Origin of the sequence: Sphingomonas sp. (assembly GCF_019746665.1) — a bacterium.
In the GTDB taxonomy this organism is placed as follows: Bacteria; Pseudomonadota; Alphaproteobacteria; order Sphingomonadales; family Sphingomonadaceae; genus Sphingomonas.
Genome location: NZ_JAIERS010000003.1, coordinates 78203 through 91170, shown reverse-complemented (window position 1 = coordinate 91170; position 12968 = coordinate 78203). Strand labels below are relative to the sequence as shown.

Here is a 12968-nt window from a genome sequence, read left to right as displayed (position 1 = left end):
GTCTTCCCCGGCGCAGGCCGGGGTCCAGTATCCCCGCCCCCGGGCAACGGAAGCATGGCGCTGCATCCTGCCTCTCGTGAAATCGCGCCAGGGTTCCCAAGCGGCGCCCGCGCCGCTACGCCACGGGCATGAACTGGTTGCTGGTGATGCTCGGCGGTGCCCTGGGCTCGGGCGCGCGCTATGGCGTGGGGCTCGCGCTGCCGCGCGCGGGCTTCCCCTGGGCGACGCTGGCGGTGAACGTAAGCGGCGGGCTGGCGATGGGGCTGCTGATCGGCGTGCTGGCGCGCGGCGGCGGGCAGGAAGCGTGGCGCTTGTTCCTGGGCGTGGGGTTCCTCGGCGGCTTCACCACCTTCTCCAGCTTCGCGCTCGACGCGGTGACGCTCGCCGAGCGCGGGGCGGGCGGCCTGGCCGCGCTCTATGTGCTCGGCTCGCTCGCGGGCGCGATCGGCGGGGTGGCGGCGGGGCTCGCGCTCGCGAAGGGGTTCGCATGAGCGTCGTCCGCCAGTTCACCGTCGCCCCCGATGACGAGGGCATCCGGCTCGATCGCTGGTTCAAGCGGCATCTGGCCGATACCAGCTTCACCACCATCGCCAAATGGGCGCGGACCGGGCAGCTGCGCGTCGATGGCGCGCGCGCGACGCCGGGCGACCGGCTGCGCGCCGGCCAGCAGATCCGCGTGCCGCCCGCCGAGCCCAAGGCCAGCGCCGCCCCCAAGCGCGAGCGCCCGCCGCTGAGCGACGATCAGATCGATTTCATCCAGCAGCTGGTGATCCACAGCGATCCCGCCGCGATCGTCATCAACAAGCCGCCCGGCCTCGCGACCCAAGGCGGCACCAAGACGCGCGACCATGTCGACGCGCTGCTTGACGGCTTGCGGTTTGAGAGCGAGGGGCGGCCGAAGCTGGTCCACCGGCTCGACAAGGATACGTCGGGGGCGCTGCTGATCGCGCGCAATGCCCGCAGCGCCGCCTTCTTCGCCAAGTCCTTCTCCAGCCGCACCGCGCGCAAGGTCTATTGGGCGCTGGTGGTCGGCGTGCCGGCGATCGAGGACGGGATGATCGAGCTGCCGCTCGCCAAGCAGCCCGGCACCGGCGGCGAGAAGATGCATGTCGACGAGGCCGAGGGGCAGCCCGCGCGCAGCCGCTACCGGGTGATCGAGCGCGCCGGCAACCGCGCCGCCTGGGTCGAGCTGCAGCCCTTCACCGGGCGCACCCATCAGCTGCGCGTCCATATGGCGGCGATCGGCCACCCGATCGTCGGCGACGGCAAATATGGCGGGCAGGCGGCATTCCTGACCGGCGGGGTGAGCCGCAAGATGCATTTGCACGCGCGCCGGCTGCGGATCGACCATCCCGATGGCACCCCGCTCGACGTGCGCGCCGAGCTGCCCGCGCATTTCGCCGAGAGCATGGCGCTGCTGGGGTTCGATCCCGAGCTGGGAGACGCGCTGCCGCTCGAGGAACCGCGCGCGCCCGCCGCCGAGGTCAAGAAGCGCCGCGCGGCGGCCCAGGCCAAGGAACGCCGCCAGGCCCGCCGCGGCGAGCGGCGCAGCCGGGGGCGGTGAAGCCTATGTAAGCCCCTCCCCTTAAGGGGAGGGGTTGGGGTGGGGGGGTCACTAGGCGCCGCGCCCCGCCCGCCTCCCGGCCTTCTCCCCTAAGGGAAGGCGGAGACTCCAAGAATGATCACCCATCCGTCGCTGGCTTGAGTCCCGCCCCCAGCCACGCGGCGAGCCCCAGCGCGAGCGCGACCGCCGCCAGCGCCGCGTGCCAGCCGCCCGCGTCGAACAGCGCCCCCACCGCGACCGCGCCGATCAGCCCGCCCAGATAATAGCAGCACAGATAAAGCCCGCTCGCCGCCGCCTTATCGCGCGTCGCGATGCGGCCGACGCTCGCCGTCGCCAGCGCCTGGGCGAAGAAGGTGCCGATCGCGACCAGCGCCAGCCCCAGGATCAGCGCGGCGAGCGACGGCAGCGCGGCGAGCGCGAGCCCGGCGATCGCCAGCGCCAGCGACAGCGGCAGCGCGCGTGGCGTCCCCCGCCGCCGCGCGGCCTGCCCCGCGAGCGGCGTCGTCACCAGCGAGGGCGCGAAGCACAGGAACACCAGCCCCAGCGCGCGCATCGACAGCGCGAAGGGCGGCGCGGCGAGCACGAAGCCCACATAAGTGAACACGCCGATGAAGCCGAACAGGATCAGGAACCCGACGGCGAAGGCGCGGCGCAGCGCCGGCGTCTGGAGGTGGGCGGCCCAGGCGCTCCAGAAATGGTTGCAGCGCGGCTGCATCATCGGCGCCCCGCTCGCCAGCGCGAAGCGGGTGACGAGCGCGCCGACCAGGTTGAGCAGCGCGAACAGCGCGAAGCTCGCGGGCAGGCCGGCCGTGCTCGCGACGGTCGCGGCGATCAGCCGGCCGACCAGATTGCTCGCGACCACCCCGGTCACATAAGCGGCGAGCGCGGCGGTCGCTTCCTCGGGGGTGAAATGCTCGGCGACATAAGTGATGGTGAGCGTGAACGCCGTCGCCATGCACAGCCCCTGCGCGACCCGCAGCAGCGCGAAGGTCCACAGATTGGGGGCGATGGCGAGCAGCAGCGTCGGCAGCGCGAGCAGCGCCAGCGCCGCCCAGATGCCGCGCCGGCGATCGACCTCGCTCGCCAAGACGCCGGCGAGCAGGCCAGCGATCGCCATGCCGATCGTGCCGGCATTGGCGGCGACGCCGATCGTCCCCGCGCCGACCGAATAACGCGCGGCGAGCGCGGGGAGAATCGCCTGGGTCGCGAACAGATCGGCGAGCGTCAGGAAGCCGATCAGCGCGAACAGCACCCGCGCGCGGGCGCCGCGCGCCGGGGCAAGACTAGCCACTGATCAGTCTCAGCGCGGCTTCACGTCCGACGAGTAGAGCACCGCCGGCACCTTGCCGTTGTTGCGCCACCAATGCGAAATGCCATCGGCCTCGCGCGCGATGTCGCCGGCCTTGTGCTCGATCGGCACGGTGCAGCTGCTGCGATATTCGGTGATCGCGCCGCTCGCGGTCAGGATAAGCGCGGGGCGGCCCTTGTGGCTGTGGAGCGGCACGATCCCGCCCGGCTGGACCACCAGCTTGCGGGTGCGCAGATCGAACCCGTCGAGCTTCAGTTCGGCGCCGAGATCGACCGAGCCGATCAGATCATCGGTCACGCCCGCGGGAGCGGACGGCGCGCCGGCCAGGGCGTTGGCGCCCTCCTTGCCCGCGGGGCATTGCCCGGCGAAGGCGGGGGTGGCGCTGGCGATCAGCAGAAGCGCGAAGAGGCGGCGCATGGCATACTCCATCATTGCCGCGCCGGCCGACCCGCCGCGACTTCGATCTAGCCTTTAGCCGACCCGGCGTTTTGCGGCTTTTAAATTGCTGCCACTGCTAATGACGCGGGCGGCAGGCCGCGCCGTGCGCGGGATATGAAATGCTGCGGCGCAAAAATTATGGATTCTTGCGGCAAGCTCGCGCGGCGCTTTTTGCGAAAGCGCCGCGCGGCGATTTGCGACACAAGGCCCGAATGATCGATCGTGACCGATTCGGGCAGACGGTGCTCGTGCTGCAGGGGGGCGGCGCGCTCGGCGCCTATCAGACCGGCGTTTATCAGGCGTTGCACGAGGCGGGGGTGCGGATCGACTGGATCATCGGCACCTCGATCGGGGCGATCAACGCCGCGCTCATCGCGGGCACGCCGCCGGGCGAGCGGCTCGATCGGATGCGCGATTTCTGGCGCCGGATCGAAAGCGCGCCGCAACTGCCCGCTTTCTGGCCCGGCTGGCTGAGCCAATGGGCGCGCAACGCCCTCGCGATCACCAGTGGCGTCCCCAATTTCTTCGAGCCGCAGCCCGCCGCCTTCCTCAACCCGCATCTGCCGCTCGGCACCGAAGCCGCCGGCTATTATTCGGTCGCCCCGCTCGCCGCGACGCTGGGGGAGCTGGTGGACTTCGATCTGCTGAACGATGGGCCGACGCGGATCACGGTCGGCGCCTCGGCGGTGTCGAGCGCGATGATGCGCTATTTCGATTCGCGCGACATGCGGCTCGACGCGCGGCACATCATGGCCTCGGGCGCGCTGCCGCCGGCTTTCCCGCCGGTGCGGATCGATGGCGAGCTTTATTGGGATGGCGGCATCCTGTCGAACACCCCGGTCGAGGCGGTGTTCGACGATATGCCCCGGCGCAGCGGCGTGATCTTCGCGGTCCATCTCTGGAACGGTGAGGGCCGGGCACCGGAGACGATCTGGGAGGTGATGAACCGCCAGAAGGATCTGCAATATTCCAGCCGCGCGGCGAGCCACATCCACCGCCAGCGCCAGATCCACACGCTGCGCCGCGCGGTCGCCCGGCTGGCGGAGATGCTGCCCGAGCAGCTGCGCGGCACCGAGGAGGTGAAAGCGCTCGCCGCTTATGGCTGCCGCACGCGGATGCATGTCGTGCGGCTGCTCGTCCCGGCGCTCGAAAACGAGGATCACGCCAAGGACATCGACTTTTCCCCCGCCGGCATCGCAGCGCGGCGCAAGGCGGGCTATGACCACACCCGCCGCGTGCTCGATGAACGCCCCTGGGAAGCCCCGGCGGACGAGGACGAAGGCTTCGTCCTGCACGAGGCGTGCGGCGGCGAGATGCAGCCGCCGTTCACGGGTTAGGGTTTGTTTCAGCGAAGCTGAAACAAGGGCGGGCGCCGATCCAGCGAAACTGAAACAGTCTCTAAGCGGCTGCCTTACTTCTCGTCCTTGTCCTTCTCCTCCACCGGCGGCAGCTCCGGGGTATCGGCGACGGCGGCGGGATAGGGCGCGGCGACCGGGCGGCAGCCCTTGTTGAGGCCCATTCCCTTCAGATAGGCGCGGCGGACCGACCCGGCATAGACCGCCGCCTCGACCCGGCGCTGCGCCTTGTCCGCGCCGGTGATCACCCGCACCAGCCCCAGCCCCGGGATCAGCGTGTTGATCGCCGCCTTGGTCGCGGCGCTCGCGATATAGCTGCCTTCGCCCTTCTTCTTGCCCTCGACATCGACATCGTCGCCCAGCACCGCGTTCAGCCGCTGCACCTCGGCGCCGATCTGCGCGCAATTCTTGGTGTTGACCGAGCTATAGGGCGCCGACTGGGCGAGCAGCAGCACCTCGGGGATCTTGTCCTTCTGGATCTTGGTGTCGCGCAGCGGCTGGGTGGCGGCGCGGCCGACGCTGTTGTCGTCGGGCTTTTGCTGCCCGAACGCCGGAGCGGTGAGCAGCGTGGCGGCGATGAAGGGGGCAAGCAGGCGCATCCGTCAATACTCCCAAAAAGGCGCAACCGTTGAAGAGCCAAGCGCGCCGCCAGCGGTGAGGTTCCGCTGGTTCCGGTGTCTTTAACCATATTGCTAGGGCTTTCGCGCCACAAAGCGGGGATGCGCCGGCTTGGGATCGCCGCCTTGTTGTTGCTCACCTCCGGGCTGGTGTTCCTCGCCTGGATGAACCCGCATGTGCTCGATCCCCGCCGCGTGGGCTGGCTGCTCGACGGGCAGGATCGCGGCCAGGCCTGGCTTGGCTTCTACGCCTATCAGCAAGGCGGCTGGCCGGGGATGCGCCAGCATCTGCTGCTCGCCCCCGAAGGCGCGCCGCTGTTGCTGACCGATTCATTGCCGTTGGTCTCCTGGCTGCTCGCGCCGATCTTGCCGCTGGGCTGGCAATGGGCGGGATGGTGGCTGCTGCTGTGCGTGGTGCTGCAGCTGAGCTTCGCCTGGGCGCTGCTCGACCGGGCGAGCGGCCTCGTGCCGCGGCTGATCGGCACGGTGTTGCTCGGCGCGCTGCCGATGTTCTTCGCGCGCGCGCCGCATCTGTCCTTGTGCGCGCAGTGGCTGATCCTGTGGGCGCTGCTCGTCTATCGCGACCCCTATACCGCCGAGCGGCTGTCGGCCTGGCTGCCGATCCTGGGGCTCGCCGCGCTGATCCACAGCTATTTGCTGCTGATCGTCGCCAGCATCTGGGCGGGCGTGCTGCTGCGCGGGGTGGTGACCGGGCCGCGCCTGGCGACGCTCGCGCGCGGCGTGCTCGGCATCGCCTGGGTGGTGCCGCTTTTGTGGGTGCAGGGGGTGTTCGGCGCGGGGTTTGAGTCGTCGCGCACCTATGGCGCCTTTCCGCTCGCGCTCGATGCGTGGATCAACCCCGCCAATCCCGATCTCACCGCGTTGCTGCCCTCCAGCCCGAACATCATGGAAAACTGGTTCGAGGGGTTCAATTATCTGGGCGCCGGCGGGCTGGTGGTGCTGGCGCTGGGGCTGGGCGCGTGGCTGTGGCGCACGGGCCAGACGGGCGGGCTCGATCCCGAATTGCAGCGGCTCGGCTGGCTGATCCCGGGCTTCCTGGTGCTGACGGTGGTCGCGATCGGGCCGCACCCCTGGTGGCGGGGCGAGCCGGTGTTCGCCTGGCGCCTGCCGCCGCTGCTGCGCGACGCGCTCGATCCGGTGCGCGCGAGCGGGCGGCTGTTCTGGCCGGTGACCTATAGCGTGATGTATGTCGCGCTGATCGGGGCGATGCAGCTGCGCGCGGCGACGCTGGCGCTGGGGGCGGCGCTCGCGCTTCAGATCGTCGATACCGCGCCGATGCTCGCCCAGTTGCGCTACACCAGCCTGCGCGCGAGCTTCCCCGCGCGCTATCATCGCGCCCGCGATCCCCGCTGGGATGCGCTGATCGCCCGCGCGCGCCAAGTAGACCTGTGGCCGGCGGACGAGGGGCGCGGCCTGCCGGTGCAGCAGGACATCAGCGCGCGCGCCGTCGCCTTGGGCAAGCCGCTGGGGTTCAACTATGTCGCGCGGGTGCCGGTGGGCGCGCGCCGGCGCCTGGCGCGGGAGGCGGCCGCGTTCGCCGCCGGGCGGGTGCCGGCCGGGCATCTGGTGGTCCTGATCGACGGCAAGGCGCCGCGCCCCTTGCGCCGCCGTGTGCGCTATCTCGACGGGATCGCGTACATCCCGGCGCGGCCTTGAGCGGGCCGGTACCGCGAAATGCGCGACAAGCGCATTTCCAGCCAGACTCTCAGCCCTTCATCGCCTCCAGCAGGCGCTTCACTTCCTGCGATCGGCCGCGCGGCAGCACCAGCACGTCGTTGCCGCTGGCGACGATGATGAGGTCTTGCACGCCGACCGCGGCGATACGGATGCCGTCCGATCGGATCAGGCAATCGACCGTGTCGAGCGCGACCACGTCGCCCCGGCAGGCATTGCCCTGGCCGTCGCACGCGGAAATGGCGTGGAGCGCGTCCCAGCTGCCAATGTCCGACCAGCCCATGCTGACGGGCACGCAGGCGACGCGATCGGCCTTTTCCATCACCGCATAGTCGATCGAATCGGCCGGGCTCGCGGCAAAGGCGTCGGCATCGGGATAGACGCGCCTGCCCTCGGTGCGGGCGCGGTCCATCGCCTGTTGCGTGGCGACGAGCATCGCCGGCGCGTGCTGGCCGAGCGCGGCAAGGTAGAGATCGGCGCGGAACAGGAAGATGCCGCCGTTCCAATAATGGCCGCCCGCCGCCAGCATCGCCTCGGCGGCGGGGCGCGCGGGTTTCTCCACGAAGCGCTCGACCCGGTGGACGCCCGGGGCGACCTCTTCCCCGGCGGCGATATAGCCATAGCCGGTCTCGGGCCCGGTCGGCGTGATGCCGAAGGTCACCAGCCAGCCCGCCTCGACACACGGCAAGGCGCGCTCGATCGCGGCATGGAAGGCGGCGACATCCTCGATCACATGGTCGCTCGGCATCACCAGGATGGGGGTCTCGTCGGCCCCGGCGGCGACCGCGGCGAGCGCGATCGCGGGGGCGGTGTTGCGCCCCATCGGCTCCAGGATTAGCTGGGCGGCGTGCGCCTCGACCGCGCCGAGCTGCGCCTCGATCGCCTCGGCATGGAAGGCGTTGGCGACGACGATCGGCGCCCCGAACCGCGCCTGCCCCGCTGTGCGTCGCGCGGTGAGCTGGAGCATCGTCTCCTCGGCGGTGAGCGCGAGCAGCTGCTTGGGGTTTTCCGGGCGCGACATCGGCCACAGCCGGGTGCCGGCGCCGCCGGACAGGATCACGGGGACAATCCGCTTCGTCATATCGTCGGAAAAACTCCTTTGCCCCGCCGCTGTCGCCCTTAGCCGCGTAAGCACGACAAAGAAACGGCGCGGCGGCAAGAATACGTGTCGGTTTTGTTTACATCTTGGCGCTAGACCGGCGTCCGCGATGATCAGGCTCTTCAAGCATTACGTGCCCAACGCAGTGCTGCTGCTGGGGTTGCTCGACCTGGTGGTGCTGTTCACCGCCGCCGAGGCTGGCTGGGTGGTGCGCACCGGGCAGATCGGCGATCCGGTGACGCCGATCGCGACGCGCCTGCCGCAGCTCATCACCTTCGCGCTGACGCTGTGGGTGGCGATGGTCGCGCTGGGGGCCTATGGCGCCGACGCGCTGCAATCCTTGCGCGTGGCGACCGCGCGGCTGCTCGTCGCGGTGTCGCTGGGGGTGATCGGCCAGGCGGCGATCTTCTTCCTGGTGCCCGATCTGGAAATCTGGCGCTCCAAGCTCGTTTACGCGATGGGCTTCGCGATCGTCGGGCTGATCGGCTTGCGCGTGCTGCTTGGCAAGACGCTCGGCAGCCAGGCGTTCAAGCGGCGGATCGTGGTGCTGGGCGCCGGCGCCCGCGCGGAGCGGCTGAAGCAGCTCGCGCGGCGGCCGGGGGCGGGGTTCGTCGTCGTCGGCTATGTCGCGATGAGCGAGGGCAACCGCGTGATCCCCGAGGCGATCGCGCGCGACGCCATCTACAACCTCGCCGATCATGTCGTGCTCTTGAACGCGAGCGAGGTCGTGCTGGCGCTGGAGGAGCGGCGCAACTCGCTGCCGCTGAAGGACTTGCTGCGGATCAAGACCACCGGCGTCCATGTCAACGAAATCTCGACCTTCCTTGAGCGCGAGACGGGCCGCGTCGATCTCGACAGCGTCAATCCCAGTTGGCTGATCTTTTCCGACGGTTTCTCGTCCGGGCGGATGGTGTCGGGCGTGTTCAAGCGCCTGTTCGACATCGTCGCCTCGCTGCTGCTGCTGGCGTTGACGCTGCCGCTGATGCTGGTGACGGCGATCGCGATCAAGCTGGAGAGCAAAGGCCCGGTCTTCTACCGCCAGCGCCGCGTCGGGCTGTTCGGCCAGGGGTTCGACATCGTCAAATTGCGCTCGATGCGGCAGGACGCCGAAGTCGCGGGCAAGGCGGTGTGGGCCGAAAAGGACGATCCGCGCATCACCCGCGTCGGCCGCATCATCCGCAAGCTGCGCATCGACGAGCTGCCCCAGGCATGGAGCGTGCTGAAGGGCGAGATGAGCTTCGTCGGCCCGCGCCCCGAACGCCCGCAATTCGTCGAGGATCTGGAACAGCAGCTGCCTTATTATGCCGAGCGCCACATGGTGAAGCCCGGCATCACCGGCTGGGCGCAGATCAACTATCCCTATGGCGCCTCGATCGAGGATGCGCGCCAGAAGCTGGAATATGATCTTTATTACGCGAAGAATTACTCGCCCTTCCTCGATCTGCTGATCCTGTTGCAGACGATCCGCGTCGTGATCTTCCCGGAAGGCGCGCGATGATCCTGTGGGGCCACGCGCTGGCGGCGCTGTTCTTCGCGCTGCTCGCGCTCGGCCAGTGGCGCGGGGGCAGCGGCCTGCCGCGCCGCGTGCTGATCGCCGCGCAACTGCTCACCGCCCTGTGGGGACTGGCGGCCGCCGGGATCGGCACCCATGATCTCGCGACCCAGCTCGCCGAAACCGCGCGCGATCTCGCCTGGCTGGGGTTCATGTTCGCGCTGGCGCGGCGCGATCGCAGCGCGCCCGAGGCGGGGATGATCCTGATCGTTTACGGCGTCGTCGCGCTGACCGCGATCACGGGCGGGGCGCTGGCGCTGCTTGGCGCGGGCGTGCCGGCGGCGGCGCTGCCGGCGGTCGACGCCGGGCGCGCGGCGCTGGCGATGATGGTTTCGATCGGCGCGCTGCTGCTGGTGCATCACCTGCATCTGGCGATGGGTCCGGCGCAGCGCGGCGGGGTGCGGCTGGTGCCGGTCGCGCTCGCCGGGATGTGGGCGGCGGATGGCGCCGTCTATCTCGCGGCCTATGTCGGGGAGGCATGGCCGGTCGAGCTGGTCGCCGCGCGCGGCTGGCTGATCGCGCTGATCGCGCCGCTGTTCGCGCTCGCCGTCCACCGCGACGGCGCGTGGCGGCTGCGTCCCTCGCGCACGGTAACCTATCAGTCGCTCGCGCTGGTCGCGGTGCTGCTCTACGTCGTCGCGATGGTGCTGGCGACGCGCGGGCTCGCGGCGATCGGCGGCGCGCAGGCGCGCCCGATCCAGACCGCGTTCGTGTTCGGCAGCAGCGCCGCGCTGCTCGCCTTGCTCTCCACCCCCTGGCTGCGTGCCTGGCTGCGCGTGAAGCTCGCCAAGCATCTGTTCGCGCACCGCTATGATTATCGCGCCGCCTGGCTGCGCTTCACCGACACGCTCGGCCGCCCCGGCGAGGATGCCGCGCCGCTCGAGGAGCGCATCGTCCAGGCGGTCGCCAATCTGGTCGATTCGCCCGCCGGGGTGCTGCTGATGCCCGAGGGCGCGGGGCTCGGCATGGGCGCGCGCTGGCGGTGGGACGCGCCAGTGCCGCCGACCGACGAGGCGCTCCCTGCGTTTTTGGAGGCGACGGGCCATATCGTCGCCTTCGATCAGCCGGCCAGCGATCCGCGCGAAGCCGCCGCCCTGCCCGCCGCGTGGCGCGCGCTGCCCGAGGCGTGGCTGCTGGTGCCGCTGCTCCATTTCGGCAAGCTGACCGGCGCGATCCTGCTCGCGCGGCCCGCGATCGATCGCGCACCCGATTGGGAGGATTTCGATCTGCTGCGCCTCGCCGGGCGGCAGGTCGCGAGCTATCTCGCCGAGGCGCGCGCGCAGGCGGCGCTCGCCGAGGCGCAGCGGTTCGACGAGTTCAACCGCCGCTTCGCCTTCATCCTGCACGACATCAAGAATCTGGTGAGCCAGTTGACGCTGGTCGCGCGCAACGCCGAGCGCCATGCCGACAACCCCGCCTTTCGCGCCGACATGATCGCGACGCTGAACGATTCCGCCAGCCGGATGACCGAGCTGCTCGCGCGCCTCTCCCAGCATCACCGCGCGCCGCCCGAGCCGCCGGTGCCGGTGGCGGTGCGCGCGCTCGCCGAGCGGGTGGCGCTGCGCCGCCGCGCGCAGCACCCGATCGAGGTGGTGGGCGTGGACGCGCTCGCGCTCGCCGATCCGGCGGGGCTTGAGCAATTGCTCGGCCATCTGCTGCAGAACGCGGTCGAGGCGAGCCCGGCGGGCGCGCCGATCGCGGTGCGGGTGGGCATGGCATCCGGCGCCGTGTCGATCGAGGTGGTCGACCAGGGCGCGGGGATGAGCGCGGCGTTCATCCGCGACCAGCTGTTCAAGCCGTTCGTCTCGCGCAAACCCGGCGGCTTCGGCCTCGGCGCCTATGAGGCGCGCCAGCTCGCCGAGGCGATGGGCGGGCGGGTCGAGGTCGAAAGCCGCGAAGGGGCGGGCACCTGCTTTCGCGTGCTGCTGCCGCGCGCCCCGGCGCTGGAGGCGGCGGCATGAAGAAACTGCTGATCGTCGAGGATGATCTGGGGCTCCAGCGGCAATTGCGCTGGGCCTATGAGGGCTATGAGGTGCTGACCGCCGCCGACCGCGCCGGCGCGATCGAGGCTTTGCGCGCGCACGAGCCGGCGGTGGTGACGCTCGATCTCGGCCTTCCGCCCGATCCCGACGGGGTGAGCGAGGGTTTCGCGACGCTTGCCGACATCTTGCGGCTGAAGCCCGATACCAAGGTGATCGTCGCCTCCGGCCACGGCGCGCGCGACAGCGCGTTGCGCGCGATCGCCGAAGGGGCGTGGGACTTTTATCAAAAGCCGATCGACATCGACGCGCTGGGGCTGATCGTCGCGCGCGCCTTCCACGTCCATGCGCTGGAGGCCGAGAATCACCGCCTCGCGACCAGCGCGCCGGCCGGCGTGGGTGGGATCATCACCGCGAGCGAGGCGATGCAGAAGGTGCTGCGCACCGTCGAGCGCGTCGCCGCCGCCGATGTCTCGGTGATGCTGCTCGGCGCGAGCGGCACCGGCAAGGAACTGCTCGCCCGCGCGCTGCACGACGGCAGCCGCCGCAAGGGCGCGTTCGTCGCCATCAACTGCGCCGCGATCCCCGAGACGCTGCTCGAATCCGAGCTGTTCGGGCACGAAAAAGGCGCCTTCACCGGCGCGGTGAAGACCACCGAGGGCAAGATCGAGGCGGCGCAGGGCGGCACCCTGTTCCTGGACGAAGTGGGCGACATTCCGCTGCCCTTGCAAGTGAAGCTGCTGCGCTTCCTGCAGGAGCGCGTGATCGAGCGGATCGGTGGGCGCAAGGCGATCCCGGTCGATACCCGCATCGTCTGCGCGACCCACCGCAATCTGGAGGCGATGGTCGCCGCCGAAACCTTCCGCGAGGATCTTTATTACCGCCTCGCCGAGATCGTGGTGCGCATCCCCGCGCTCGCCGAGCGGCCGGGCGACGCGTTGCTGCTCGCGCGGCACTTCATCGCCAAATATGCCAAGACCATGAGCTCGGCGGTGACCGGGCTCGCGCCCGATGCGGCGGCGGCGATCGCGGCGTGGCGCTGGCCGGGCAATGTCCGCGAGCTGGAGAACCGGGTGAAGCGCGCGGTGATCATGGCCGAGGGCAAGAAGGTGACCGCCGCCGATCTCGACCTCGCCGCGCCCGACGCCGCCGAGCCGCTCAACCTGAAGGCGGTGCGCGAGGCGGCGGATCGTGCCGCGATCACCCAGGCGCTCGCGCGGGCGAGCGGCAACATCAGTAACACCGCCAAGCTGCTCGGGATCAGCCGCCCGACGCTCTATGACCTGCTGAAGAGCTATGACATCCATGCCTAGCGCCACGCCACATGGTGGGCATGACGCCCCGTCGCCAGACCTGTCGT

Annotated in this window: 11 protein-coding genes; 7 read left to right on the top strand and 4 right to left on the bottom strand. The window is 70.3% G+C overall.

Annotated elements, in window-relative coordinates; translation table 11 throughout:
* Positions 1 to 128 precede the first annotated feature (128 nt).
* Complete coding sequence (locus K2X73_RS01980; RefSeq protein ID WP_294108093.1) at positions 129 to 491, top strand: CrcB family protein; 363 nt, start codon at positions 129 to 131, stop codon at positions 489 to 491.
* Positions 488 to 1564: an RluA family pseudouridine synthase gene (locus tag K2X73_RS01975; RefSeq protein WP_294108091.1), complete on the top strand. Its 1077-nt coding sequence runs from the start codon at positions 488 to 490 to the stop codon at positions 1562 to 1564. Before K2X73_RS01980 ends, K2X73_RS01975 begins: the two co-directional genes overlap by 4 nt.
* Positions 1565 to 1682: 118 nt before the next feature.
* Here the strand turns inward: K2X73_RS01975 and K2X73_RS01970 are convergent, their stop codons facing one another.
* Positions 1683 to 2855, bottom strand: a complete 1173-nt coding sequence (locus tag K2X73_RS01970) for an MFS transporter (protein WP_294108089.1) — start codon at positions 2853 to 2855, stop codon at positions 1683 to 1685.
* 9 nt (positions 2856 to 2864) lie between these two features.
* Complete coding sequence (locus tag K2X73_RS01965) at positions 2865 to 3290, bottom strand: cupin domain-containing protein (protein WP_294108087.1); 426 nt, start codon at positions 3288 to 3290, stop codon at positions 2865 to 2867.
* 233 nt (positions 3291 to 3523) lie between these two features.
* Here K2X73_RS01965 and K2X73_RS01960 point away from each other — a divergent pair, with 233 nt between their 5' ends.
* Positions 3524 to 4648: a patatin-like phospholipase family protein gene (locus K2X73_RS01960; RefSeq protein ID WP_294108085.1), complete on the top strand. Its 1125-nt coding sequence runs from the start codon at positions 3524 to 3526 to the stop codon at positions 4646 to 4648.
* A 74-nt stretch (positions 4649 to 4722) separates the two neighbouring features.
* On the opposite strand, the gene K2X73_RS01955 is transcribed toward K2X73_RS01960, so the two are convergent.
* Complete coding sequence (locus tag K2X73_RS01955) at positions 4723 to 5265, bottom strand: hypothetical protein (RefSeq protein WP_294108083.1); 543 nt, start codon at positions 5263 to 5265, stop codon at positions 4723 to 4725.
* A 120-nt stretch (positions 5266 to 5385) separates the two neighbouring features.
* On the opposite strand from K2X73_RS01955, the gene K2X73_RS01950 reads away from it, so the two are divergent.
* The gene (locus K2X73_RS01950) at positions 5386 to 6960 is read left to right on the top strand and encodes a DUF6311 domain-containing protein (RefSeq protein ID WP_294108081.1); all 1575 of its coding nucleotides are present in this window, start codon (positions 5386 to 5388) and stop codon (positions 6958 to 6960) included.
* A 49-nt stretch (positions 6961 to 7009) separates the two neighbouring features.
* Here K2X73_RS01950 and K2X73_RS01945 read toward each other — a convergent pair whose 3' ends face one another.
* Positions 7010 to 8059, bottom strand: coding sequence for a mannose-1-phosphate guanylyltransferase/mannose-6-phosphate isomerase (locus K2X73_RS01945; protein ID WP_294108079.1), 1050 nt, complete (start codon positions 8057 to 8059; stop codon positions 7010 to 7012).
* A 127-nt stretch (positions 8060 to 8186) separates the two neighbouring features.
* Between K2X73_RS01945 and K2X73_RS01940 the strand changes: the two genes are divergently transcribed.
* Genes K2X73_RS01940 through prsR form a run of 3 tightly spaced genes read left to right on the top strand, consistent with a single transcriptional unit; the run spans position 8187 to position 12921 of the window.
* The gene (locus K2X73_RS01940) at positions 8187 to 9575 is read left to right on the top strand and encodes a TIGR03013 family XrtA/PEP-CTERM system glycosyltransferase (protein ID WP_294108077.1); all 1389 of its coding nucleotides are present in this window, start codon (positions 8187 to 8189) and stop codon (positions 9573 to 9575) included.
* Positions 9572 to 11590 carry an XrtA/PEP-CTERM system histidine kinase PrsK gene (prsK, locus tag K2X73_RS01935; protein ID WP_294108076.1) on the top strand — a complete coding sequence of 673 codons (2019 nt, stop codon included), beginning with the start codon at positions 9572 to 9574 and terminating at the stop codon, positions 11588 to 11590. The genes K2X73_RS01940 and prsK overlap by 4 nt, the downstream gene beginning before the upstream one ends.
* Positions 11587 to 12921, top strand: coding sequence for a PEP-CTERM-box response regulator transcription factor (gene prsR / locus K2X73_RS01930; RefSeq protein ID WP_294108074.1), 1335 nt, complete (start codon positions 11587 to 11589; stop codon positions 12919 to 12921). Before prsK ends, prsR begins: the two co-directional genes overlap by 4 nt.
* Positions 12922 to 12968 lie beyond the last annotated feature (47 nt).